Raw genomic sequence first — 24558 nt, 5'->3', positions numbered from 1 at the left:
AATGAAAATAAAAGTAATTTTGATACTAAAAAATATCAAAATATGATGAATGAAAGAAAAGAAATTTTAGATAAGTTAGATAATGAAGTCAAAAAAATAGATTATAAGGAGTTAGATTACTTTAAAAATAATTTATTGTCTTATACTTCACAAATTGAAGACAATATTTCGAACTTTGAAAAAATAATTTCTAGTGAGAATATATATAAATATGAGAGCTTTTTAATATCTTCTATACAAATGTATTATGAATTCATAAACCAAATTAAAACAGCTTAAAGGGTTGAATTATTCAACCTTTTTTTGTATTTTTTGAAAACATAAAAAAATTTAAAATCTAAATAAATACATAAAAAAAATATTATTTATGTTATATATTTTTTTTATATTCATTTAAAAAAAGCTAATAATTGAGATAAATAATTAACAATTGTTAAATTTTTGTAGTAAATATAGTATACTATATGTATAAATATCTATGAGTATTAATATAAAAAGACAGGGGGTAAATATAAAATGAGACTCTTAACATTCAAAGGGGGTATACATCCTCCATACAATAAAGAGTATACAAACAAAATAGCTCTAGCGAAAGCTGAGGCTCCAAAAACTGTTTACATTCCTCTTCAACAACATATAGGTGCTCCAGCAAAACCTATAGTAGAAGTTGGCGATCTAGTTAAAAAAGGTCAGATGATAGGACAAGCAGGCGGTTTCGTATCAGCTAACGTACATTCATCAGTTTCAGGTAAAGTCGTTGGAATACAAATGCATGAAGTTCCTGGTGGAGTAGGACAATGTATAGTTATCGAAAATGACTTCAAAGAAGAACTTGATGAAAGCGTTAAACCAAAAGGAGATTTAGAAAATCTAGCTCCAAAAGAAATTATTAAAATTATACAAGATGCAGGTATAGTTGGTATGGGTGGTGCAACATTCCCAACTCATGTAAAATTATCACCTCCACCAGATGCAAATATAGATGTAGTAATCTTAAATGGTGCTGAATGTGAACCATACTTAACTGCTGACCACAGATTAATGCTTGAAATGCCAGAAGATGTAGTATTCGGTATAAGAGCAGTTATGAAAGCATTAGAAGTTAAACAAGGATATATAGCTATAGAAGTAAATAAACCAGATGCTATAGAAGCTGTTACTAAAGCAGCTGAGCCATATCCAGAAATAGAAGTTGTTGGACTTCAAATAAAATACCCACAAGGGGCAGAAAAACAACTTATATATGCATGTACAGGAGGAAGAGAAGTTCCATCAGGTGCATTACCAGCAGCTGCAGGTGCTGTAGTTACAAACGTTGGTACAGCAGCTCAAATAGCTAAATCAATAAAAACAGGATTACCTCTAATAGAAAGAATAACAACTATTACAGGTGATGCTATAAAAACTCCTAGAAACTTAATAACTAAAGTTGGTACACCAGTATGTGAAATAATAGAACAATGTGGTGGATTCAAAGAAGATATAAATGTAGGAAAAGTTATATTAGGTGGACCTATGATGGGTAATGCTCAATATACTACTCAAGCAGCAAGTACAAAAGGTACTTCAGGTATATTATGCTTATCAGAAGAAAAAGCTAGACTTCCTGAACCAACAGCTTGCTTAAGATGTGGTAGATGTACTCAAGTATGTCCAGCATTCTTACAACCTCTATACATAAGTGCTAACTCACTTAAAGGTGACTTTGACAAAGCTGAAGAACATAGAGCTCTTGATTGTATAGAATGTGGATCATGTTCATTTATATGTCCAGCTAGAAGACCTTTAGTAGAATCTATAAGAAATGCTAAACGTCAAATTCAAGCAAAACGTAGAAAACAACAAGCTCAAGCACAAGCAAAAGCAGCAAAATAAATTTTGGGGGGAAATAAACATGGAAAATAAGTTTATAGTGTCATCATCACCTCACATTAGAAGTAATGAAGATACTTCTTATATAATGAAACAAGTAGTAATCGCGCTTTTACCAGCAGCAATTGCAGGTTTATATTTCTTTAGAATGAGCGCATTATATGTTATGTTTTTCTGTATATTAGGAACAGTTGGTTCTGAATTTATATGGGAAAAAATAACTAAACAAAAAAGTACTATTGGCGATTTTTCAGCAGTAGTTACAGGTTTATTATTATCATTTAACGTGCCTGCATCACTTCCATGGTGGATGTGTTTACTAGGTGGAGTATTTGCAATTATAATTGTAAAAATGATGTTTGGTGGATTAGGAAATAACTTTGTTAACCCTGCTCTTGCAGCAAGAGCATTCTTATTAGCATCATTCCCAGTTCCAATGACTAAATGGACACAAGCAGGTGTTAATTGGGTAAGCTCTACAGCAGCAGCTGATGCAGTAACAACTGCAACTCCATTAAGCTTCTTAAAATCAGGAGCAGCAGGACTTCAAGGATTAGCTGATAGTGGTATATCTATGACTGATATGTTAATCGGTAATATAGGCGGTTGTGTTGGTGAAACATGTGCTGTATTAATATTACTAGGTGGTATTTACTTAATATACAAAGGAATTATAAGTTATATTATGCCAGTTTGCTATCTAGGAACAATATTTATATTAACATTCTTATTAGGTGGATTTAATATACAATTTGCTGTAAGTGAAATATTAGCAGGTGGTGTTATGTTAGGTGGTTTCTTCATGTTAACTGACTATACAACATCTCCTATGACTCAAAAAGGACAAATTATATACGCTGTTTTAGCAGGTATAATATGTTCAGTAATTAGATTATATGGTGGATATCCAGAAGGATGTTCTTATTCAATATTATTAGCTAACGTTATGACTCCACTTATAGACAAATACGTTAACAACAGAGTATTTGGGGAGGTGGCTAAATAATGGGCAAAGATATGATTAAATTAGGATTAAACTTATTAATAATAAGTGCAGTAGCTGCATTATTACTAGCTCTTACTAATAGTGTAACTGCAGGTACTATTGCTCAAAGAAGCGAACAAGCAAATGCAGAAGCTAGAAAATTAGTTTTAGATTCAGCTGAAACTTTTGAAGAAGTAAAAGACGTAAATACTGATAACTCTAAAGGTATAAATGTTGCAGAAATATATGAAGCAAAAGATGCATCAGGAAATACAGTAGGATATACACTTAAAGTTTTACCATCAGGTTATGGTGGACAAATCGAGTTAATGGTAGGTATAGATTCAGCTAATAGTCAAGTATCAGGAATAAATGTTGTAAGTAACTCAGAAACAGCAGGTCTTGGTGCTAAATCAACAGATCCAGAGTTTAGTGATCAATACAAAGGAAAACCACTTGAAGAGCTTTCAGTTCTTAAAAATGGAACTCCTGGCGATACAGAAATCAAAGCAATATCTGGGGCTACTATAACTTCTACAGCAGTAACTAATGGTGTTGACGCAGCAATAGAAGTTTATAATAACTCTTTAAAATAATTGATAGGGGGATTTTAAGATATGAATCTAGGAAAAACATTTAAAAATGGTATTATCGACGAGAATCCAACCTTTGTACAAGTAATAGGTATGTGTCCTACTCTAGCTGTTACAAGTGCAGCTATGAATGGTCTAGGAATGGGACTTTCAACTACAGTAGTTTTAATGTGTTCAAATATAGCTATATCACTACTTAGAAAAGTAATACCAGACAAAATAAGAATACCAGCATTTGTTGTTGTTATAGCTACTTTCGTTACAATAGTACAAATGCTTTTAAAAGCATATATACCAGCACTTGATAAAGCGCTTGGATTATATATTCCATTAATAGTTGTTAACTGTTTAATACTTGCTCGTGCCGAAAGTTTTGCATCTAAAAACGGAGCAGTTGCTTCTGCAGTAGATGGTTTAGGTATGGGTCTTGGATTTACTATAGCTCTTACAGTATTAGGAGCAGTTAGAGAAATATTAGGTGCAGGAAGCATATTCGGAATGAGTTTATTTGGAGCTTCTTATCAACCAGCTTTATTATTCATATTACCTCCAGGAGCATTCTTAACATTAGGAATCTTAATGGCAATATTTAATAAAGTTTCAAAGAAAAGCGCTTAATTTTTAGGAGGGAAATATTATGAATTATATTCTTTTATTACTAAGTATTGTCCTTGTTAACAACGTTATAACATCACAATTCTTAGGTATATGTCCTTTCTTAGGTGTTTCTAAGAAAGTAGATACAGCGGCAGGTATGGGAGCTGCGGTTACATTCGTTTTAGGCCTAGCTTCTTTAATAACATATTTTGTACAAATGATATTAGTAAAAACAGGAACTGAGTTCTTACAAACTATAGCATTTATACTTGTAATAGCTTCAATAGTTCAATTTGTTGAAATGGCACTTAAGAAAATGAGTCCAGCTTTATATCAAGCATTAGGTGTTTACTTACCTCTTATAACTACAAACTGTGCAGTTTTAGGTATAGCACTTGTTAATGTTCAAAAAAGTTATAATATATTACAAACATTAATAAATGGTGTTGGTGCAGGTTTAGGTTTCACATTAGCAATAGTTTTATTCGCAGGAATTAGAGAAAGATTAGAGCTTGCAGATATTCCAGATGCATTTAAGGGATTCCCTATAACATTAATATCTGCAGCATTAATGTCAATCGCTTTCTTAGGATTCACAGGATTAATAAAACTATAAAAACAGGGGGTGAAGTATTGTGGAAATATTAAAATCAGTAATATTATTAGGAGTCATGGGCTTAATATTTGGTGCTGTCTTAGCTTTTGCTGCACAAAAATTCGCAGTTGAAGTTGATGAAAGAGAAGCTAAAATACTTGAAGTACTTCCTGGAGCAAACTGTGGTGGTTGTGGATTCCCAGGTTGTGGAGGGGTAGCAGCTGCTATAGTAAAAGGTGAAGCGCCTGTAAATGCTTGTCCAGTTGGAGGGGCTGCAGTAGCCGCAAAAGTTGGAGAAATCATGGGAGTTTCAGCTGATACAGGAGAAAAGATGGTTGCACATGTTATGTGTAAAGGTAGTTGTTCAAGTGCAGCAAATAAATATGAATATCAAGGTATCGGAGATTGTAGAGCTGCAATAGCTTTAATAGGTGGACCAAAAGATTGTAGCTTTGGTTGTTTAGGTCTTGGTACTTGTGTATCTGTTTGTAAATTCGATGCAATAAAAGTAGTAGATGGCGTCGCTGTAGTAGATGACGATAAATGTGTTCTTTGTGGAAAATGTATGGAAGTTTGTCCAAAAGGAATAATAGCTAAAAAACCAGCTAAACAAGAAGTTGTTGTAGATTGTAGCTCTAAAGATCCAGGTAAAGTTGTTAAAGCTAAATGCTCTGCTGGATGTATAGGATGTAAGGCTTGTGAAAAAGCTTGTCCAGTTGGTGCAATAACTGTAGAAAATAATAAAGCTACAATAGATTACTCTAAGTGTATAGGATGTAAACAATGTGCAGTTAAATGTCCAAAGAACGTTATATCTGCAGGAGATATATCAGATAGACGTATAGTAGCTATAGACGAAGAAAAATGTATAGGCTGTACAGCTTGTGCTAGAGTTTGTCCATTTGGTGCTATAGAAGGAGACAAAAAACAACCACATAAAGTTGATCCAGAAAAATGTAAAGGATGTCATCTATGCATGCAAAAATGTAAAAAAGACGCAATAAAATGTGTAGAACAATAGATATTAAATAATAAAATATGGATAAAATAAAGGTATAGATCTCTATACCTTTATTTTATTGCCTTGAAGAAAAAGAATCTTAAAATTAAACGTAAATATTATTACAAAATTCTTAACAAAAATAAGAAAATTTTAAATAAAAATAATATTTATTTAAATAAAATAAATTTTTTTGAAAAATATAAGATTTATGAAAGAAAAGAGCCTATATTAAGATTGAAATTTTTATAATATAGTGATAAACTTAATTAGTACAAAATTTAAGTACAAGAAGGTGAATAAATGGAAATTATATTAGCGTCGGCTTCACCTAGGAGAAAAGAAATTTTACAAAATACTAAGCTTAAATTCGAAGTTCAAAAAAGTGAAATCGAAGAAGAAGTTTTTGAAGAAGAATCTCCTGAAAGTATGGTAGTTAGGCTTGCATATGAAAAGGCATTTGATGTAGCACAGAAAAACAGAGATAAATTAGTTATAGGAGCTGATACGATTGTTGTTTTAGGCAATGAAGTTTTAGGTAAGCCTAAAGACGAAAAAGAAGCATTTGATATGATACAAAAGCTATCGAATAAAACACACAGAGTTATTACCGGTATCAGTTTGATTAATTTAAAAAAGGGAATAGTTATAAATGACTATCAAGTAAGCTATGTTACGTTTAAAGATTTAAGTGAAGACTCTATTAAAGATTATATAAATACTAAGGAATCATTAGATAAAGCAGGTGGGTATGGAATACAAGGATATGGAGCTCTATTAGTTGAAGGTATACAAGGTGATTATTTCAACATAGTTGGACTTCCTATTTCTAAACTCAGCGATTTGCTAAAGGATCACTTTGATATAAATCTATTTTATGGAGGATGATTCATCTGCAAGAAAATTTAAATAACGGTCTTAACATAAAAAATATGTTAGCTAGTGATAGACCTAGAGAAAAAATGCTGACAAAAGGTGTAAAATCATTATCTGATGCTGAATTGTTGGCTATTATTATTAGAACTGGAAACAAAAAATACAATGCTATAGAACTTTCTAATCAAATATTTAAGGAAAAATTAATAAATATAAGAGATTTATATGATATAAGTATAGAAGAGCTATGTAGTATAGATGGTATTGGGCTTACTAAGGCTACCCAAATAAAGGCAGCTATAGAATTAGGAGTCAGAGCTTCCAGTTATATGCCACCTAAATACAAAATAAAAAATCCTTGGGATGTATACAAATATTACATGGATATACTCAGATACGAATCAAAGGAGATATTTAAAATAGTACTTTTAAATACTAAAAATGAAATAATTACAGATGTAGATATTTCGGTGGGTACTTTAAATGCATCCTTAGTCCATCCAAGGGAAGTTTTTAGAGCGGCAATTAGACGAAGTAGCAATAAGATTATATTAATACATAATCATCCATCAGGATCTCCAACACCTTCCTTAGAAGATAAGTCTATTACAAATAGGCTTGTTGAGTGTGGAAAAATAATAGGCATTGAAGTAATAGACCATATAATTATAGGTGATGGACTGTATTTTAGTTTTAAAGAAAATATGTTGATTTGATATAGTGTAAGATTGAAGGGAGCGTTTAAAAATGGCAAGTGAAAAGAAACAAAAAAAACAAAAAGGATCTTTCTTTGGATTCGGAAAAATGACAAAGGATATGGGTATAGACCTTGGTACTGCAAATACTCTAGTATATATTAAAGGTCAAGGTATAGTACTTAGAGAACCATCAGTAGTTGCAATCAGAGACGATAGTAAAGATGTTTTAGCAGTTGGTGAAGAAGCAAAGAGAATGATAGGTAGAACACCAGGAAACATAAAAGCAATAAGACCTATGAAGGACGGTGTTATAGCTGATTTTGATATAACTCAATCAATGTTAACTTACTTCATACAAAAATCTACAGCTAAAAAGGGTGGAGCTGTAAGTGCTAGAATAGCTATATGTGTACCATATGGTGTTACAGAAGTAGAAAAGAAAGCAATAGAAGAAGCTGCTCAACAAGCAGGAGCTAAAGAAGTATTCTTAATAGAAGAACCAATGGCTGCAGCTATAGGAGCAGGACTTAGAGTAGAAGAACCAGAAGGAAACATGGTAGTTGATATCGGTGGTGGTACATCAGAAATAGCTGTAATATCACTAGGTGGTATAGACACCGCTGAATCTATAAGAATAGGTGGTAACAAATTAGACGAAGCTATAGTTAACTACGTTAAAAAGGAATACAATCTATTAATAGGTGAAAGAACTGCTGAAGATGTAAAAATAAATATAGGATCAGCATATAAAGATGGAGAAGAAGTAACTGCTCAAATAAGCGGTAGAGATTTAGTTACAGGTCTTCCTAAAAAAATCGATATATCTTCTGCAGAAATAAGAGATGCTTTAAAAGACCCTATTAATACAATAGTAAATGGAATAAAAATAACTCTAGAAAAAACAAAACCAGAGCTTGCTGCCGACTTAATGGAAAACGGAATAATGTTAACAGGAGGAGGAGCATTATTAAAAGGTCTTGATTTATTAGTAAAAGAAGAAACAGGAATGCCAGTTTATATAGCAGAATATCCACTAGATTGTGTTGCTATAGGAACAGGAAAATCAGTTGAAGACCAAGAAATCTTCGAAAAAGTTTTAGTAGCAAACAAGAGAAGATAGAAGCTGGTGATGAGTTTGAGAAGAGACAAAAATAGACGTAAAATAAATTTTAAAGTGATAGCAACTGGTTTAGTTGCTATCACTTTAATTGGAATTGTAAGTATATCAATAGGAAAGAACTCGGGAAACAGTCCCTTTAACTCAAATATAATACTTAATATAACATCTACTTTAGAACACGGCGTTAGTAAAGGTCTTGGATTTTTTACTGGCGGGTTTTCTGATATAGTGAATTTTAAATCTAATGCTGAAAAGGTTGAAAAATTAGAACAGGAAAATAAAAAATTAGAAGAAGAAATAACAAGCTTAAAAGGCGAAATGGAGGATGCAAATTCATTAGAACAATTAAAAAAATCATTGAATTTTGTCGATGAAAAATACGTTGCAAATCAATTAGCAGCTGAGGTAGTCAGCAAAAACGATGGGCTTTGGTATACAAGCATTGTGATAAGTGCAGGTAGTGATGATGGTGTAAAAGAAAATAGCTTAGTTATGAATGGAGATGGCTTAGTCGGTATAATTACAGAAGTATCATCAAGCTATTCTAAAGCTATTACTTTATTAGATACGACATCATCAGTTAGTTTTAAGCTATCAAAGGATTCTAAATACAAAGGAATTATTACAACTGGTACAGGTATTAAAGAAGAAGAATCAAACAGAGAAAAAGGTCTTTTACAAGGATATATGATGGACTCTGATTACGATGTACTTCCAGGAGATAGTGTAGTTACATCAGGTCTTGGTTTATACCCAGAAAACATTGCTATAGGAGAAGTGACAAAGGTTGTCGAAGATAAAAGTAAATCTTTAAAATACGTAGTAGTTAAACCAAATGTAAACTTTAAAAATATAGATAATGTAGTTATAGTAGAACCGAGAAATATAAATTAGAGAGGTAATTATGATGAAGAGAATATTACTTTGTATATTAGGAATCTTTATAATAATAATACAAAATAGTATTATTAATTATTTATCTATTTTTGGAATGACTATAAATATAGTTTTAATATATTTAGTTATAATTTCTCTTTACTTAAAAGAATTAGAAAGTGGAATTATAGGAGCAATTTTAGGTATTGTTTTAGATTCTAGTGTTGGAGGCGTTTTTGGGTCTAATGCATTTATACTATTTCTGCTTTCATATATGGTAAGTTATTTGAGAAATAAAGTTTACAAAGAAAGTCCTATAATGATATTTACAATTATTTTAGCTACGACGTTTATATATTGTGGAATTAGTTTTTTATTTGCTAGATCACTATATAATGTATGTAAATTTACATCAATTATAAAAATAATTGTAGTCCCTATTGTAAATAGTTTAGTAGGAATATTAATTTACAAGATATTTAAGACACAAATATTAAAACTAGAAGAAGAATAGTGGTGATTTAATGGAAGACAATAAAGTTAATGAGAGATTTAAAATCATAAAAATTTTTTTCTTAGTTGCTTTTAGTGTAATTATATTAAAAATGCTCTATATGAATATATTTCAATACGATTATTATACAAATCTTGCAGATAGTAAAACATACAAAGAAGTTACTATAAAAGCTGCAAGAGGAGAAATTAGAGACAGATATGGAAGACTTATAGCAGGAAATACAAATTCCTTTGTGGTTGAAGTTTCAAGCGATCAATTGACTGCATCTGGAAATGATGCAAATGGTATTGCATTAAAAATAATGAATAAATTAATAGAGAATGATGAAGATTATGAAGATGATTTTCCTATTGTTATAGATGAAAATGGAAACTTTTCTTATACATATGATCAAAATGTAAGTGAATACAAAGAAAAGAATAATATTCCAGAAAATTTAAACGCAAAAGAAACATTTTACTATTTAGTCGATAGTCTTATTGACGATGGAACATTAAAAAAATCCGATAGAGATTTAACACCAGCGGAACTTCAAAAGAAGCTTAATAGTAAGGGGTATTATCCTCCTATTTTAGTTTCTAACTTCACATTTACAGAAATCAAAAACAAGAACGATTGGTTGGAGAGTTTTGTTAAAAAACTTAAAACAGGTGAAAAAATCGAAGTCAAAAAGACTGATAGTGCAAAGGTCGCATTTCAAAAGATTAGAAAGTACTACGAAATCGATGAAAGCTTAAGTGATCAAGATGCTAGAAAAATACTTGTAGTTAGAAACTTGATAAAATCTCAAGGATATAAAACTTATTATCCAGTGAAATTAGCCTCAAATGTATCAGAAGAGACTATATCTTTTGTAGAGGAAAATGCAGCTAATATGTCTGGAATTTCTATATCTAGTGAACCAATTAGATATTATCCAAATGGATCATTAGCTTCCCATGTATTAGGTTATGTAGGAAAAATTCCATCTCAACAACTAGATGAATATTTAAATAATAAAGAAAAAGAATATCAATCAGATGATATTGTTGGCCTTACAGGAATTGAAGCCACACAAGAGGATAATCTAAAGGGTATCGATGGATATAAAAAAGTAAAGGTAAATGCAACTGGTAAAATTACAGATGAGTTAGAAGTTCAAGAACCTGTATCGGGCGATACGGTTTATTTAACTCTAGATATGGATTTACAAAAAGTGGCAGAAGAAGGATTGGAAAAGACTATAAAAGTTGCAAATAACGGAGGAACTTATGAAAGTGACTATGGAGATGTAGCCGTAAGCGGTGGTGCTACAAATGCAAAAACTGGAGCAGTTATAGCTGTAGATATAAAGACAGGAGAAGTTTTAGCATCGGCAAGTTATCCAGATTACGATCCTAATTTATTTGTAACAGGTATTTCTTCAAAGGATTACAATGATTTACAGCCTAAAAATCCAAATGATACTCTAGCTGCCAGCCCACTTTTAAATTTAGTAACTCAAGGTGTATTCCAGCCAGGTTCTACATTTAAAATGATAACAGGAATGGCGGCATTAGAAAATGGATTAAACCCAAATTACACGATAGCTGATACAGGTGTTATAAAGCTTGAAGGACAAACCTTTGGGGATGCCGTTTGGAATAAATCTAGAGGTAACCACGGTGCTGTAAATCTTTATAAAGCTATACAAGAATCATGTAATGTTTACTTTGGTATAATAGGGACTGGTACAAATTGGTTAAGTTCTGGTAATGACCCAAATGTAGATATGGATTCGGAAAAAATACTTGAATATGCCAAGTTATTTGGTTTAGATGAAAATACTGGTCTAGAAGATGAAATAACAGAGGTTGCCGGTAGTGTACCTAGTGAAGAGGATAAAATCAATTCAACTAAAATATCACTTAGATCTTATTTAAATTTAAATATATTAGATAGCTTTACTGATATAGATGAAAATGACGATGAAGAAATGGATGAGAGAATAGATGAAATTGTAAGTTGGGTAGATGAATATCCTTGTCCAGGAAGAGGAGAAGTAATGAATCGCCTTGCAGATTTAAATGTAAAAGAAGATAGGATAGAAGACTTAGCTGATTCTATACTATTTACATATTTAAAATTTGCTAGATGGACGACTTCAGACAACTTAAACTTATCTATAGGACAAGGTGAAAATGCATATACACCATCGCAAATTGTAAGATATATAATGGCAATTGCAAATGGTGGTTATTTGACAGATTTGACTTTGACTAAGAAGGTAGTAAATAGTGACTATGAGACAACATTTGAAAGCAAAGTAGTATCTGAAAAGATTGATTTTAAAGACGATGATAACTTAAAAGAGTTGATAAAAGGTATGAAGCTAGTTACAACAGAAGGTACAGCGGCAAAATACTTTGCCAATTTCCCTGTGACAGTTGCCGCAAAAAGTGGTACTGCCGAAAGAAACGACAAAATACCTACATCAAATGAATATAACTATTTAATTAAACATTTATCTAGTTATGGCGTCAAAAAAGATGAAGTATTAAAAGTCTACAATCAATTGAGAAAAGATAGAGAAGCTGAATTAACTAAGAATAGAATAAAAGAAATAAAAGAAGAATTGGAAAAAGATGATTTGGATGATGAAACAAGAGCAGAATTAGAAAAAGAATTAGAAGACGGTGTCGATGAAAAATTAGCTAATACAGATAAGATAAATGCTGCTTATTTGAGAAGAGCTATAAAGAAGGTTAAACCATCTATTACAGATGAACAAATAGATGCATATAAAGAAACTTATGGAGACTTCGGTTGGGCAGTAGCATTTGCTCCAGCAGATGACCCAGAAATAGCAGTAGCGGCAGTTATTCCTCAAGCTACTACAGCTACTTATGCATTCTTACCTATAAAAGATATAATAGGATACTATGTATCTGGTTCTTCAGAAGATAAATCAGATAGTACAAATAATAATTCTAAAGATCAAAATTCTAATTCTGATGACAACAGTGAAGATACAGGTAGTGACAATAAATTAAATTTTCAAGTTCAAATAAAAAAATAAAAAGGTGATTAATATATTTATGAAGAATATAGTAAATAAATTGATATCACTCTGGAGGTTGTTATGTCTTTAAAAGAAGTTTCTGCCAGTGAACTTGTTGAATTTAAAGGCAATAAAAAAGGTATAGTTGTGAATATAAAAAAGGTAGCTCCTTTTGATGTTGTTAAAGATTCAATAATTAATAGGTTAGAAGAATATGTAGGATTTTTTAATGGAGCCAAAATCTGTGAAATTAATTGTGATTACTTAAGTGATATTCAAATAATGATAATAAAGGAAGAGCTTACATCTAGATTTGATATAGAATTTACAGAGGATCAAGAGAAAAAGCAATTAGGTTTATTTGATACTAAATATGTTGATAATTTAAGGTCTGGTGAAAATATAGTATATGATGGAGATATAGTCGTTATGCAGGATATGAATCCAGGTTCACAATTAACTTCAATAAGAGATATAGTTATTATGGGTAATATAAGTGCAGGAGCGAGAGCTATTGCAGCAGGAAATATAATTGTTATGGGTAAAATCGAGGGATTTGTGCATGCAGGTGCGAGTGGTAATGACAGAGCCTATATAGTTGGAAACTGTTTATGTCCTAAGGTTTTACAAATTGCCGATAATATAGCTGAGGCGCCCGATGATGATGAAAGTAACCAAGAAATTAAAGAAATCAGCCCAGAGATAGCCTTTGTAAGTGAAGGACGAATAGTAATAGAGAGTTACTTACCTAAAAATATAAAAAACAAGGAAATCTATAGGGGGTAGTGAGATGAGTGAAGTTATAGTTATAACATCAGGTAAGGGTGGAGTTGGTAAAACGACAACAGTTGCGAATTTAGGAACAGCATTAAGCTTTGAAAATAAAAAAACAGTAGTTGTAGATGCTGATATAGGACTTAGAAACTTAGATGTAGTTATGGGTCTTGAAAATAGAATAGTTTACGATATAGTTGATGTTGTGGAAGGTACTTGTAAATTAAAACAAGCGTTAATCAAGGATAAGAGATTTGAAAATTTATACTTACTACCAGCAGCTCAAACTAGAGATAAAAATGCAGTATCAGAGGAGCAAATGAAGGAATTGTGTCAAAGGTTAAAAGAGTCTTTTGACTACATTATAATAGATTGCCCAGCTGGTATTGAACAAGGATTTAAAAATGCAATAGCAGGAGCAGATAGAGCATTAGTAGTAACTAATCCTGAAGTTTCTGCTGTAAGAGATGCAGACAGAATAATAGGTTTGTTAGAAGCTAACGAAATTAGCAATATACAGCTTATAATCAATAGAATAAGACAAGACATGGTTAAACGCGGAGATATGATGGATAAACATGATATAGTGGAAATACTAGCTATAGATCTAATTGGTATGGTTCCAGATGATGAAAGTATAATAATTTCTACAAACAAGGGTGAACCTGCAATTTTAGATGAAAAATCTGTTGCTGGGAAGGCTTATAAAAATATAGCAAAAAGAATATTGGGCCATGATATTCCTATTATGGAACTTCAAACTCAAGAGGGATTTTTCAGTAGAATCAAAAAAATGTTTGGAACAGGCAAATAGATAGGAGGATAATTATGTTCGATTTTTTTAAGTCATTAAATGGTAATCCAAAAACGAGCAAAAATGTGGCAAAGGAAAGATTGAAATTAGTGTTAGTACACGACAGAATTGATTGTTCTCCACAGCTATTAGAAGCTATAAAAGATGATATATTAGAAGTTATATCAAATTATGCAGAAATCGATGAAACAGGCTTAGAAATAAAAATGTCTAAAACTAGAAGTGAAACTGATGATAAACCAGTATCAGCCTTAGTTGCAAATATACCACTTAAAAATATAAAAGAGAGAAAAATTTAAGTTTTTTAATGGGATATACATCTAAGTATATCCCTTTAAAATATAAAATGTTTTTAAGGATTTTGGAAATAAAGATTTTATTATAAAGTTTTAGAAAGACGGTGAGAAATTGATAGATTATAAAAATACTATAAAACTTATAAAAAAAATCGACTGGAAGTTAATTTTAATCGTATTGGCTATATTTATTTACGGTATAGTGATACTAAGTAGTGCCACTCACGCAAATCAAACAGGTCAATACAAGAGATTAATAGTACAAACTTTTGCATTTTGCTTAGGTCTAGTTCTTGTACTATTTATTTTGATGATCGATTATAATATAATGGGAAAATATTACAAGGAGCTCTATGTAGTTAGTATTGCATTACTTGCCTTAGTTTTAGTGTTTGGAGATAGTAGAGGTGGAGCAAAATCTACCTTTGACCTTAAAATACTCGACTTACAGGTAATAGAGGTCGTTAAGATAACCTTTATACTTAGCTTTGCCAAAATAGTAGAAAATCATAAAGGAAAGCTAAATACACTAAAAGAAATTTTTGATGTTGTAATCTATGCAATACCTGTCATAGGCCTTATAATAGTACAGCCTGATTTAGGTGGGGCTATTATATTCTGCTGTATAGTATTCGGTATGATATTTTCTGCTGGCATAGACAGAAAAATATTGATAAAAGCAGCTGTAATAGTTTTAGTATTACTTCCTATTATGTACATGCTTATGGATACTTATCAAAAAAATAGAATCTTGGGATTTATGAATCCAGAAGATACTTCTATAGAGGGTAATTACCAACTTATGCAATCTATGATAGCTATTGGATCTGGAGGTATTACAGGTAAGGGGCTTTACAATGGTACACAAAATCAAGAAGACTTCCTACCTATACAAGACAGTGACTTTATATTTGCAGTTGTTGTAGAAGAGCTAGGTGTAGTAGGAGGAGCTTTATTAGTTGGATTGTATGCTGCCTTTTTACTTAGAATGATAAAAATTGCTAGAGAGTCGAAGGATATCTACGGAGCCTTTGTAGTAATTGGAGTTGTATGCATGTTTGGATACCAGATTGTGCAGAATATAGGTATGACGATGGGGCTAATTCCAGTAACAGGTGTAACTTTATCGTTTATAAGCTATGGAGGTAGTGCAGTTATGACCTCTCTTGCTATAATAGGAATTGTATTAAATGTCGGAATGCGACGTAAAAAGATTAATTTCTAAAATATATAAATATGATATAATAAAAATGAAAAGTGAGTAATATAATTTACAAAATAAAAAATCTATGGAATCTACTAGATTGAATTTAGAGTCCATAGATTTTTTGTTTACAGAATATAATTAATTGATAATTTTAAGTATAATTTGTAAGTTTGCTTGGAAAAATAAGCTATAATATAAGTATAAATATAAAAATTATAGTTATTACTGAATAATGACTTTGGGTTTAACTATAAATAAAGTACTTTGAACATAATATTTTATAGTGTATAATAAAATCCGTATTGATTTTATGTTTATTAATATATAATATATAAAAATAATCGATTTAGAATTTTAGTAAAAAATATGGAGGATTAAGCAATAGATGGATAATAAAAATTTAAAAAAAATACTTAAAAAAGTAGAAAAGCCTGCGAGATATCTTGGAAACGAAATAAATTCTATTCATAAAGATACTACAAACGAAAATTTAATAAGATATGCACATTGTTTCCCAGATTTATACGAAGTTGGAATGAGTCACTTAGGTAGTCAAATACTATACAGAGTAATAAATAGAGACGAAGATGTATTTTGTGAAAGGGTATATGCTCCTGCTCAAGATATGGAAGCTATGATGAGAGAAAACGACATACCTCTATTTGCATTAGAGTCTAGACAGCCTATAAAGGATTTTGATTTTGTTGCATTTACTCTTCAATATGAGCTTTCATATTCTAATATACTAAATATGATGGATTTAGCTGGAATTCCTATAATGAGAGAGGACAGAGAATTAGACGATCCATTTATAATGGTAGGAGGATCATGTGCTTATAACTGTGAACCACTTGCTGATTTTATAGATATAGCTATATTAGGTGAAGGTGAAGAAGTAAACCTAGAGGTTGTAAATGAGTACAAGGAGTGGAAGAAAAACAAGACTACTAGAGAAGATTTTCTAGCTAGAGTTGCTAAAATAGAAGGAGTTTATGTTCCTAGCTTCTACGATGTAGAATACAACGAAGACGAGACTATAAAGAGCGTAAAACCAAATAGAGAAGGTGTACCTGAAAAAGTACATAAAAGAATAATGAGAAACATGGATGAAGTTTACTATCCAGAAAAATTAATAGTTCCTTATATAGAAATAGTACACGATAGAGTAGTTTTAGAACTATTCAGAGGTTGTACAAGAGGATGTAGATTCTGTCAAGCTGGTATGATTTACAGACCTATAAGAGAAAAGAGCATCGAGAATTTATCTAAATCTGTAAGAGAATTAGTAGACAATACAGGATATGATGAAATATCTCTATCATCACTTAGTACAAGTGACTACTCTAAATTATCAGAGCTTACTGATTTCTTAGTCGATGAATTTACACCAGAAAATATCGGTATATCTCTACCATCACTTAGACTTGACAATTTCTCTATGGAAATAGCAGAAAAAATACAACAAGTTAGAAAATCTGGACTTACATTTGCACCAGAAGCTGGTACTCAAAGACTTAGAGATGTAATCAACAAAGGAGTAACAGAAGCAGACTTAAAAAATACAACTAAAAAAGCATTTGAAATGGGCTGGGATAGTGTGAAGCTTTACTTTATGATAGGTCTTCCAACAGAGACATACGATGATTTAGACGGTATAGGAAAGCTTGCATACGATGTTATAGACACTTATAGAACAGTACACGGAGGAAAGCTTAAGAGAAAATTCTCAGTTACAGTAAGTACATCTACATTTGTACCAAAACCATTTACTCCATTCCAATGGCATGGACAAGATAAAACTGAAGAGGTTATAAATAAACAACATTACTTAATAAAAGCTCTTAAAAACAGAGATATAAAATACAACTACCACGATTCAAAAACTAGTTTGATGGAGGCAGTACTTGCAAGAGGAGATAGAAGACTTGGAAAGGTTCTATACGATGCATTTAAAATGGGAGCAAAATTCGATGGATGGAATGAATTTTTCAAATTAGAAATATACCAAGAAGCTATGGCTAAAAATAATTTAAGTATAGATTTTTATGCAAACAGAGAGAGATCTTATGATGAAGTATTCCCTTGGGACCATATAGATGTCGGTGTCAGCAAGAAATTCTTAATGAGAGAAAATGAAAAAGCAAAAGAAGAAAAGGTAACAGTTGACTGTAGACATCAATGTAATGGCTGTGGAATAAATGTACATGATATTGGAAAGGGGTTGTGCTAGGTATGAGTAAATTAATAAGGGTTAAGTACAAAAAAGAAGATGAAATGATTTTTATATCTCATCTAGATTTACAAAGACTGCTACAAAGAGCTTTTAGAAGAGCTAAGATAACTTTAAGTTATTCTGAAGGATTTAACCCTCATCCTAAGATGAGCTATGGTAATGCATTAGCTTTAGGTGTAGAAAGTCAAGGTGAATATGTAGACATTGAAATTGAAGACGACATAGAAGTAAAGGAATTTTTACAAAGAATTAATGCTGAGTTACCAGATGGAGTTAAGTTTGTAAAGGCAAAGGAAATAGATCCTAAAACACCTTCATTATCTTCAATAATAGTTTATGGAGAATATATATTTAATATAGACTTAGAAAAGCCTCTAAGCAAGGAATTCGTTAAGTCTAGAGTATTAAAATTCATAAAGAGCAAAGAAATAATAGTCACAAAGAAAAACAAAAAAGGTAAAAATGTAGAAGTTGATATTAGACCTTTAATCAAGAATTTTGACTTAGTTAGCTTAGACGATGAAAGAGTTACATTTGTATCTACTATAGCAACAGGTTCAAAAGCTAACTTAAATATAAACATATTAATACCTCAAATTTTAGAGATGCTTTATCTAGATATGGATCCAAGAGATGTAAGTGTTTTAAGACGTGATTTATATGCAGTTGAAGATGGTCAATTAGTAACTCCACTTTAATATATATTTTTTTATAAGTAGGAACTCATATGAAACAAATTATAGTGCAGTCTTTAATTTCATCTACTCAAACAGCAGTGATGGAGGATGATAAGCTTATAGAATTATTGATTGAAGATAATATACATAAAAAAACAAAATCTAATATATACAGAGGCATAGTTAAAAATATAAAGCCTGGAATAGAGGCTGCATTTGTAGATATAGGTTTTGAGAAGATGGCGTATTTACCGATTAAAAATTCTGATGATATCAAAAATGGTATGGAAATTCTTGTACAGATTAACAAGGAAGCAGTCGGAACTAAAGCTCCTAAGCTGACACAGGAGATAAGTCTATCTGGAAGGTATTTAGTACTGATTCCATCTAATGATAGAATTACCATATCAAATAAAATACTAGACGAAAAGGAAAGATTTAGACTTAAAAAGCTAGTAAAATCCTTCAACAAAGAAAAGCTAGGCATAATAATCAGAACAGAGGCTGTAGGATGTGATGTGGATAAGCTTAAAGAGGATTTTGATTTACTAATAAATAAATATCAAAATATATTAAAGCAATTTAAGCTGGGAATTGGACCAAAATTAATTTATAGGGAATTGGATTTAGATACAAAATATATTAAAGATAATATCAATGAAGACATAGATAAAGTCGTTTTAAATGATAAAGATAAATATATAGAGATTAAAAGTATATTAAGTAAAATAGATAAAGATTATATAAATAAACTTATTTTAGAGGAAAATAAGGATGTATTTGATCTATACAAGGTTTCAAAGGAAATAGAAAAAGCTCTAAATAAAAAGGTATGGCTAAAAAGTGGCGGATACTTGATAATAGAGAAGACAGAAGCCTTAACAGTTATAGATGTCAATACAGGAAAGTTTACAGGAAATATCTCTAGAGAAGAGACTATGTACAAGACAAACATAGAGGCATGTGAAGAAATTGCCAGACAGCTTAAGATAAGAGATATTGGTGGAATAATAATAGTAGATTTTATTGATTTATACAAGAAAAAATCAAAGGAAAATTTAATAAAAATATTACAAGAAAATTTAAATAAAGATAAAAGAAAATCAGAGGTCTTGGGAATAACTAATCTAGGACTTGTGGAAATGGCTAGAAGAAGAGAAAAAGATTCTATTAATTCTTATTATTTAAGAGCCTGTGAGCGATGTAGAAGCGATTTTAGTCGAAAATCGATAAATTACATATTAGATGACTTAGAAAAGGAAATTATGAGAATCAAAGAGCATACAGATTATAAAGAAATTCTAGTGGAGTTTACACCGTATATTTATGGTGAAATTAGAAATAATTATATAGAGGTTTTAAATAAAATCGAGGCTAAATACGATATAAACATCGAGATAGCCGAAGCACAAAAAATAAATCAAAAAGATACAAAAATTATTTTTAAATAATATTGACTTTTATGCAAAAAAGATGTAATATTAATAACTGTAATGCCGCACAGAAAAGGTTAAAATCTTTCTTATGAAAGTACCTATATGGCGAGTTTGAGACCGAGGAGGTGTATATGAATGTACGCTATAGTTAAAACAGGTGGAAAGCAATATAAAGTTGCTCAAGGTGATGTATTATTTGTAGAAAAATTAGAAGCTAACGAAGGTGACGTTGTAACTTTAGATCAAGTATTAGCTGTTGCTGGTGAAGACGGAAAATTAACTGTTGGAGCTCCAGTAGTAGAAGGTGCTACTGTATCTGCTAAAGTTGTAGCTCAAGGTAAAGCTAAAAAAGTAATAGTTTACAAATACAAAGCTAAAAAAGACTACAGAAGAAAACAAGGACATCGTCAACCATACACTAAGTTAGTTATAGAATCAATAAACGCTTAGTTATTGGAGTGTAAAATGATAAAGGTAAAATATCATTACACAGATGATTTCAAATTAAAAGGATTCACACTAAAGGGACATGCAGATTACGCAGAAAGCGGATACGATATAGTTTGCGCTGCTGTCACATCTAATGCGATCGGTGTGGATAACTCATTAAATTTACTTGCAAAAGTAGAGTTCGAGTCTGAAATAGGACAAGAAGGATTTATAGAGTGTATAGTAAAGGAAAATTGTCTAAACGAAAAGACAGATTTACTACTAGAACACTTTAAATTGACAATCGAAATGATAAAAGGACAATATCCGAAAAATATAAAAATCTTAAAAAAGTAGGGGGTGACTCCAAATGTTAAACATGAACTTACAATTATTAGCATCTAAGAAAGGGGTAGGGTCTTCTAAAAATGGTAGAGATTCTATATCAAAAAGATTAGGTGTTAAAAAATACGACGGACAAGTAGTTACTGCTGGTAGTATAATAGTAAGACAAAGAGGTACTAAAATACATCCAGGAACTAATGTAGGTAAAGGTGGAGACGATACTTTATTCGCATTAATAGACGGTACTGTTAAGTTCGAAAGATACGACAAAAAAAGAAAAAAAGTAAGTATATATCCAGTAGAAGTTGCTGAATAATTATAAAGAAAAGGAGTGTATATACACTCCTTTTTATTTTGATGAATAATATATACCTTAAAATTGGAAATAATAATAAAAATAATTACTTAGGAGGTGACACATTTGTTCATAGATAAAGCTAGAATATTCGTAAAGGCAGGAAACGGCGGAAATGGTTCTGTATCATTTAGAAGAGAAAAATACGTTCCAGCAGGAGGACCAGATGGCGGAGATGGTGGTCGTGGAGCTAGTATAATCTTCAAGGTAGATACTGGACTTAGAACTTTGATGGATTTCAAATACAAAAAGAAATACGTAGGTGAGCCAGGAGCTGACGGAAGCAAAAAAAGACAGGCAGGAAAAAACGGAGAAGATTTAATTTTAAAGGTTCCACCAGGGACAATAATAAGAGACGAGGCTACTAATTTAGTAATAGCTGACTTAAAACACGACGGTGATGAAGCTGTAGTTGCAAAAGGTGGTAGAGGCGGAAAAGGAAACCAACATTTTGCAAATGCAGTTAGACAGGCACCAAGCTTTGCTAAATCTGGTACTGATGGAGAAGAGAGATGGGTAATACTAGAGCTTAAGATGATAGCAGATGTAGGGCTTTTAGGGTTCCCTAATGTAGGTAAATCAACTTTCCTATCAGTAGTAACTAAGGCGAGACCTAAAATAGCAAACTATCACTTTACAACATTGACTCCAAACCTAGGAGTTGTCAAAACTAATTTTGGAGATAGCTTTGTGCTTGCAGATATACCAGGTCTTATAGAGGGTGCTGCAGAAGGTGTAGGTCTTGGACATGATTTCTTAAGACATGTCGAAAGAACAAAGGTATTAATTCACATAGTAGATATATCAGGAATTGAAGGTAGAGATCCTATTGAAGATTTTGATAAAATAAACGATGAATTAAAATTATACAACGAAAAATTATCTACTAGACCTCAAATAGTAGTCGCAAATAAAGCCGATTTATTATTTGACGAATCAATCTATGAAAACTTCAAAAAGACTCTAGAAGATAGAGGATACAAGGTATTTAAAATGTCTGCAGCAACTAGAGATGGTGTAGACGATGTAATAGCATATACATCACAACTACTTCAAGAGGTAGAGGATGTAGAGCTAGTATCAGAAGAAGAATACTACAGACCAGAGCTTGACAATACAGCTGAAGAGGAATTAGCTATAGAAATCGATGAAAATGGAGTATATGTAGTAACAGGTAAGAAGCTTAGAAGAATCATGTATTCTGTTGACTTCGACGATATGGAATCTATACAATTCTTCCAAAAAACTATGGAAAACGAAGGTGTATTCGATAGACTTAGAGAAATGGGCATAGAAGACGGAGATACTGTTAAAATATACGAAGTAGAATTTGAATTCTACAACTAGAAATTAATTATTAGGAGGAAAATATGCTAAATAGTAAACAAAGAGCTTACTTAAGATCTCTTGCAAACACTATGAAGCCTATAACTCAAATAGGTAAAGAAGGTGTAAATGAGAGATTTTTAGAACAATTAGATGATATGCTAAATGCTAGAGAATTAGTTAAAATAAATATACTTGAAACTGCTGGACTTGATGCAAAGGAAACTGCAAATGCAATATGCAGCGAATTAAGAGCAGAATTTGTTCAAGCTATAGGTTTCAAATTTACAATATACAGAAAAAATATAGAAGAACCAAAAATATTATTCCCAGGTCAACAACCTAAGAAAAAAGCTAATAACGAAACTACAACTAAAAAAGGTAAACCTACAAAAAGATCTAAAAGATAGAAAATTAATTGGTGTCAATATGCTATAAAAAAAGAAAAGAATTGTCCGAAAATTAAACAAGGGCAATTCTTTTTTTGAATTAAATTTTAAAATAGTAAAGGATACTTATAAAATTCGATATGTATATTAAAATTCCTCTACAATTTATTAAAATAAATTAAATTTTTTTGATTTACCTAACAAATCAATCTTTATAAGATAAATTTAGAGATAATCCATCTTCACCAATTATTGTGTTTTTAAAAAATTTAGTTGCGTTTTGGGAAAATTCTTTAGGTTCTTCAAGTGATGGACTAAAATGAGTTAAAAGTAGCTTATCTACATTTCCGTTGTTTGCTAAATTAGCAGCTTCTCTGAAGGTCATGTGTTTGTTTTTGACGGCCTTTGATATATCTAGGTCGTCTCCATACATACCTTCACATACAAATAAATCACTTCCGTATATAAATTTAGGTATCTCAAATATAGGTCTAGTATCCGTTATAAAGCTAAGTTTTATTCCTTTGCGCTCCTCTCCTAGTACCATATCTGAATGATATGTTTTATCTCTGTATACTACTGTGTCGTTTTCTTGGAGCTTTTTCCAAAGCTTTTGAGGGACTTCGTTAGCTAATGCCTTTTCTCTATCGAATTTAGCTCTTCTTTTGAAATACAAGCTATATCCTATGCATTCAGTAGAGTGGTCCAAGTCTATAGTTGAAATTTCAATATCGCTTATAATATCCTTGTCTAGGCTAAATTTTTCGCGAGGATTTTCAATTACATATACTCTGTATGGCAAATATTCAATTAACACCTTTATGGCGTTCATAGCCTCTATTATTCCTGTAGGACCTACTATAGTTAAATCGTCAGTTTTGCCGCTATTTCCAATAGTTTGAAGTAGTCCAATTAGTCCTATTATATGGTCACCGTGGAGATGAGTTATAAGTATCAAATCGATTCCTTTAAATCCACAGTTGTTTTTTTTCATAGCTACTTGAGTTCCCTCACCACAGTCTATCAGTATTTTTCTGCCTTTGTAATTTATAAAAAGTGAGGAAAGAAATCTATTCGGCATAGGTACATTTCCACCGCAGCCCAGTAAAATTAAATCTATCATATTTATCTCCTTGTTAATTAATAGTTTTTAAGATATTGTAACATTTAAGTTACTTATATTTTAACCGTTTAATGTAAAATTAGTAAATAAGGGGGTAAAATATTATGAAATTTTTAGTTAGTTTTGTATCTTTAGTTTTGAGTATTTTATTATTTACTGGATGTAGTCATTCGAAAAATCAGGTGGATAATTCAAGTGATGTAAGTAATTATAATCAGGAGCAAAAAAAGGATGTCATAGTAGTAAATAAAGAAGAAAATATTTTAAAAGATAGATATGAGGTTCCAGAAGGATATGAAAGAGTTTCCGTAGAAGAAAATAGCTTCGGTGAATTTTTGAGAAATTCTAAATTAGAGGATTACGGTGAAAAGGTAAAATATTATGATGGACGTGTTAAAGACAAACC

Annotated in this window: 26 protein-coding genes and 1 pseudogene; 26 read left to right on the top strand and 1 reads right to left on the bottom strand. The window is 31.2% G+C overall.

The features are described from left to right. From ACI3VO_RS04950 to ACI3VO_RS04830, 25 genes and pseudogenes are all read left to right on the top strand, one after another. Positions 1 to 279, top strand: a pseudogene (locus ACI3VO_RS04950) (hypothetical protein); the annotation flags it as partial. Between the two features lie 237 nt (positions 280 to 516). Beyond that, positions 517 to 1875, top strand: a complete 1359-nt coding sequence (gene rsxC / locus ACI3VO_RS04945) for an electron transport complex subunit RsxC (RefSeq protein WP_439756851.1) — start codon at positions 517 to 519, stop codon at positions 1873 to 1875. A gap of 19 nt (positions 1876 to 1894) precedes the next feature. After that, a complete protein-coding gene (locus tag ACI3VO_RS04940) occupies positions 1895 to 2878 on the top strand; it encodes an RnfABCDGE type electron transport complex subunit D (protein WP_439756850.1) in 984 nt (327 codons plus the stop codon). Continuing rightward, positions 2878 to 3453: an RnfABCDGE type electron transport complex subunit G gene (locus ACI3VO_RS04935; RefSeq protein ID WP_439756849.1), complete on the top strand. Its 576-nt coding sequence runs from the start codon at positions 2878 to 2880 to the stop codon at positions 3451 to 3453. The genes ACI3VO_RS04940 and ACI3VO_RS04935 overlap by 1 nt, the downstream gene beginning before the upstream one ends. A gap of 21 nt (positions 3454 to 3474) precedes the next feature. After that, on the top strand, positions 3475 to 4068 hold the full coding sequence (locus ACI3VO_RS04930) for an electron transport complex subunit E (RefSeq protein WP_320625036.1): 594 nt from the start codon (positions 3475 to 3477) through the stop codon (positions 4066 to 4068). A 19-nt stretch (positions 4069 to 4087) separates the two neighbouring features. Next, positions 4088 to 4663 (top strand): electron transport complex subunit RsxA, encoded by a 576-nt coding sequence (gene rsxA, locus ACI3VO_RS04925; RefSeq protein ID WP_439756848.1) that lies wholly within the window; start codon positions 4088 to 4090, stop codon positions 4661 to 4663. A 19-nt stretch (positions 4664 to 4682) separates the two neighbouring features. Then, a complete protein-coding gene (locus tag ACI3VO_RS04920; RefSeq protein WP_439756847.1) occupies positions 4683 to 5663 on the top strand; it encodes an RnfABCDGE type electron transport complex subunit B in 981 nt (326 codons plus the stop codon). Positions 5664 to 5945: 282 nt separating this feature from the next. Further along, positions 5946 to 6530 (top strand): Maf family protein, encoded by a 585-nt coding sequence (locus ACI3VO_RS04915; protein ID WP_439756846.1) that lies wholly within the window; start codon positions 5946 to 5948, stop codon positions 6528 to 6530. Beyond that, positions 6527 to 7234, top strand: a complete 708-nt coding sequence (gene radC, locus ACI3VO_RS04910; protein ID WP_439756845.1) for a RadC family protein — start codon at positions 6527 to 6529, stop codon at positions 7232 to 7234. The genes ACI3VO_RS04915 and radC overlap by 4 nt, the downstream gene beginning before the upstream one ends. A 31-nt stretch (positions 7235 to 7265) precedes the next feature. Then, entirely contained in the window at positions 7266 to 8336 is a 1071-nt protein-coding gene (locus ACI3VO_RS04905; protein ID WP_439756844.1) for a rod shape-determining protein, read from the top strand. 9 nt (positions 8337 to 8345) lie between these two features. After that, positions 8346 to 9230 carry a rod shape-determining protein MreC gene (gene mreC / locus ACI3VO_RS04900; RefSeq protein ID WP_439756843.1) on the top strand — a complete coding sequence of 295 codons (885 nt, stop codon included), beginning with the start codon at positions 8346 to 8348 and terminating at the stop codon, positions 9228 to 9230. Positions 9231 to 9240: 10 nt separating this feature from the next. Next, complete coding sequence (mreD, locus tag ACI3VO_RS04895; protein ID WP_439756842.1) at positions 9241 to 9726, top strand: rod shape-determining protein MreD; 486 nt, start codon at positions 9241 to 9243, stop codon at positions 9724 to 9726. Positions 9727 to 9826: 100 nt separating this feature from the next. Further along, a complete protein-coding gene (locus tag ACI3VO_RS04890; RefSeq protein ID WP_439756841.1) occupies positions 9827 to 12766 on the top strand; it encodes a penicillin-binding transpeptidase domain-containing protein in 2940 nt (979 codons plus the stop codon). 63 nt (positions 12767 to 12829) lie between these two features. Next, complete coding sequence (locus ACI3VO_RS04885) at positions 12830 to 13534, top strand: septum site-determining protein MinC (RefSeq protein ID WP_320925145.1); 705 nt, start codon at positions 12830 to 12832, stop codon at positions 13532 to 13534. Between the two features lie 4 nt (positions 13535 to 13538). Continuing rightward, a complete protein-coding gene (gene minD / locus ACI3VO_RS04880; protein ID WP_439756840.1) occupies positions 13539 to 14336 on the top strand; it encodes a septum site-determining protein MinD in 798 nt (265 codons plus the stop codon). 14 nt (positions 14337 to 14350) lie between these two features. Continuing rightward, positions 14351 to 14635 carry a cell division topological specificity factor MinE gene (gene minE, locus ACI3VO_RS04875; protein WP_320925143.1) on the top strand — a complete coding sequence of 95 codons (285 nt, stop codon included), beginning with the start codon at positions 14351 to 14353 and terminating at the stop codon, positions 14633 to 14635. 109 nt (positions 14636 to 14744) lie between these two features. Beyond that, positions 14745 to 15857 carry a rod shape-determining protein RodA gene (gene rodA / locus ACI3VO_RS04870; RefSeq protein ID WP_439756839.1) on the top strand — a complete coding sequence of 371 codons (1113 nt, stop codon included), beginning with the start codon at positions 14745 to 14747 and terminating at the stop codon, positions 15855 to 15857. Positions 15858 to 16224: 367 nt separating this feature from the next. Next, on the top strand, positions 16225 to 18069 hold the full coding sequence (locus ACI3VO_RS04865; RefSeq protein ID WP_439756838.1) for a TIGR03960 family B12-binding radical SAM protein: 1845 nt from the start codon (positions 16225 to 16227) through the stop codon (positions 18067 to 18069). A gap of 2 nt (positions 18070 to 18071) precedes the next feature. Next, complete coding sequence (locus ACI3VO_RS04860; protein WP_439756837.1) at positions 18072 to 18770, top strand: TIGR03936 family radical SAM-associated protein; 699 nt, start codon at positions 18072 to 18074, stop codon at positions 18768 to 18770. 29 nt (positions 18771 to 18799) lie between these two features. Then, positions 18800 to 20200 carry an Rne/Rng family ribonuclease gene (locus ACI3VO_RS04855; RefSeq protein ID WP_439756836.1) on the top strand — a complete coding sequence of 467 codons (1401 nt, stop codon included), beginning with the start codon at positions 18800 to 18802 and terminating at the stop codon, positions 20198 to 20200. 120 nt (positions 20201 to 20320) lie between these two features. Next, entirely contained in the window at positions 20321 to 20635 is a 315-nt protein-coding gene (gene rplU, locus ACI3VO_RS04850; RefSeq protein WP_320626891.1) for a 50S ribosomal protein L21, read from the top strand. Positions 20636 to 20650: 15 nt separating this feature from the next. Continuing rightward, positions 20651 to 20971, top strand: coding sequence for a ribosomal-processing cysteine protease Prp (locus ACI3VO_RS04845; RefSeq protein ID WP_320626892.1), 321 nt, complete (start codon positions 20651 to 20653; stop codon positions 20969 to 20971). Positions 20972 to 20984: 13 nt separating this feature from the next. Continuing rightward, positions 20985 to 21275 (top strand): 50S ribosomal protein L27, encoded by a 291-nt coding sequence (gene rpmA, locus ACI3VO_RS04840; protein ID WP_290693821.1) that lies wholly within the window; start codon positions 20985 to 20987, stop codon positions 21273 to 21275. A gap of 105 nt (positions 21276 to 21380) precedes the next feature. Beyond that, positions 21381 to 22661 carry a GTPase ObgE gene (gene obgE, locus ACI3VO_RS04835; RefSeq protein ID WP_320925139.1) on the top strand — a complete coding sequence of 427 codons (1281 nt, stop codon included), beginning with the start codon at positions 21381 to 21383 and terminating at the stop codon, positions 22659 to 22661. Between the two features lie 23 nt (positions 22662 to 22684). Further along, positions 22685 to 23050: a YhbY family RNA-binding protein gene (locus ACI3VO_RS04830; RefSeq protein ID WP_439756835.1), complete on the top strand. Its 366-nt coding sequence runs from the start codon at positions 22685 to 22687 to the stop codon at positions 23048 to 23050. 184 nt (positions 23051 to 23234) lie between these two features. Here the strand turns inward: ACI3VO_RS04830 and ACI3VO_RS04825 are convergent, their stop codons facing one another. Next, positions 23235 to 24152, bottom strand: coding sequence for a ribonuclease Z (locus tag ACI3VO_RS04825; RefSeq protein WP_439756834.1), 918 nt, complete (start codon positions 24150 to 24152; stop codon positions 23235 to 23237). Positions 24153 to 24256: 104 nt separating this feature from the next. On the opposite strand from ACI3VO_RS04825, the gene ACI3VO_RS04820 reads away from it, so the two are divergent. Next, the coding region (locus tag ACI3VO_RS04820) for a DUF4846 domain-containing protein (RefSeq protein WP_439756833.1) at positions 24257 to 24558 on the top strand (302 nt) is incomplete at its 3' end.

This window comes from Intestinibacter sp. (assembly GCF_051866655.1).
Classification (GTDB): domain Bacteria; phylum Bacillota; class Clostridia; order Peptostreptococcales; family Peptostreptococcaceae; genus Intestinibacter.
Note: the sequence above shows the minus strand (reverse complement) of the source record. Positions and strands in the feature narration are given on the sequence as shown.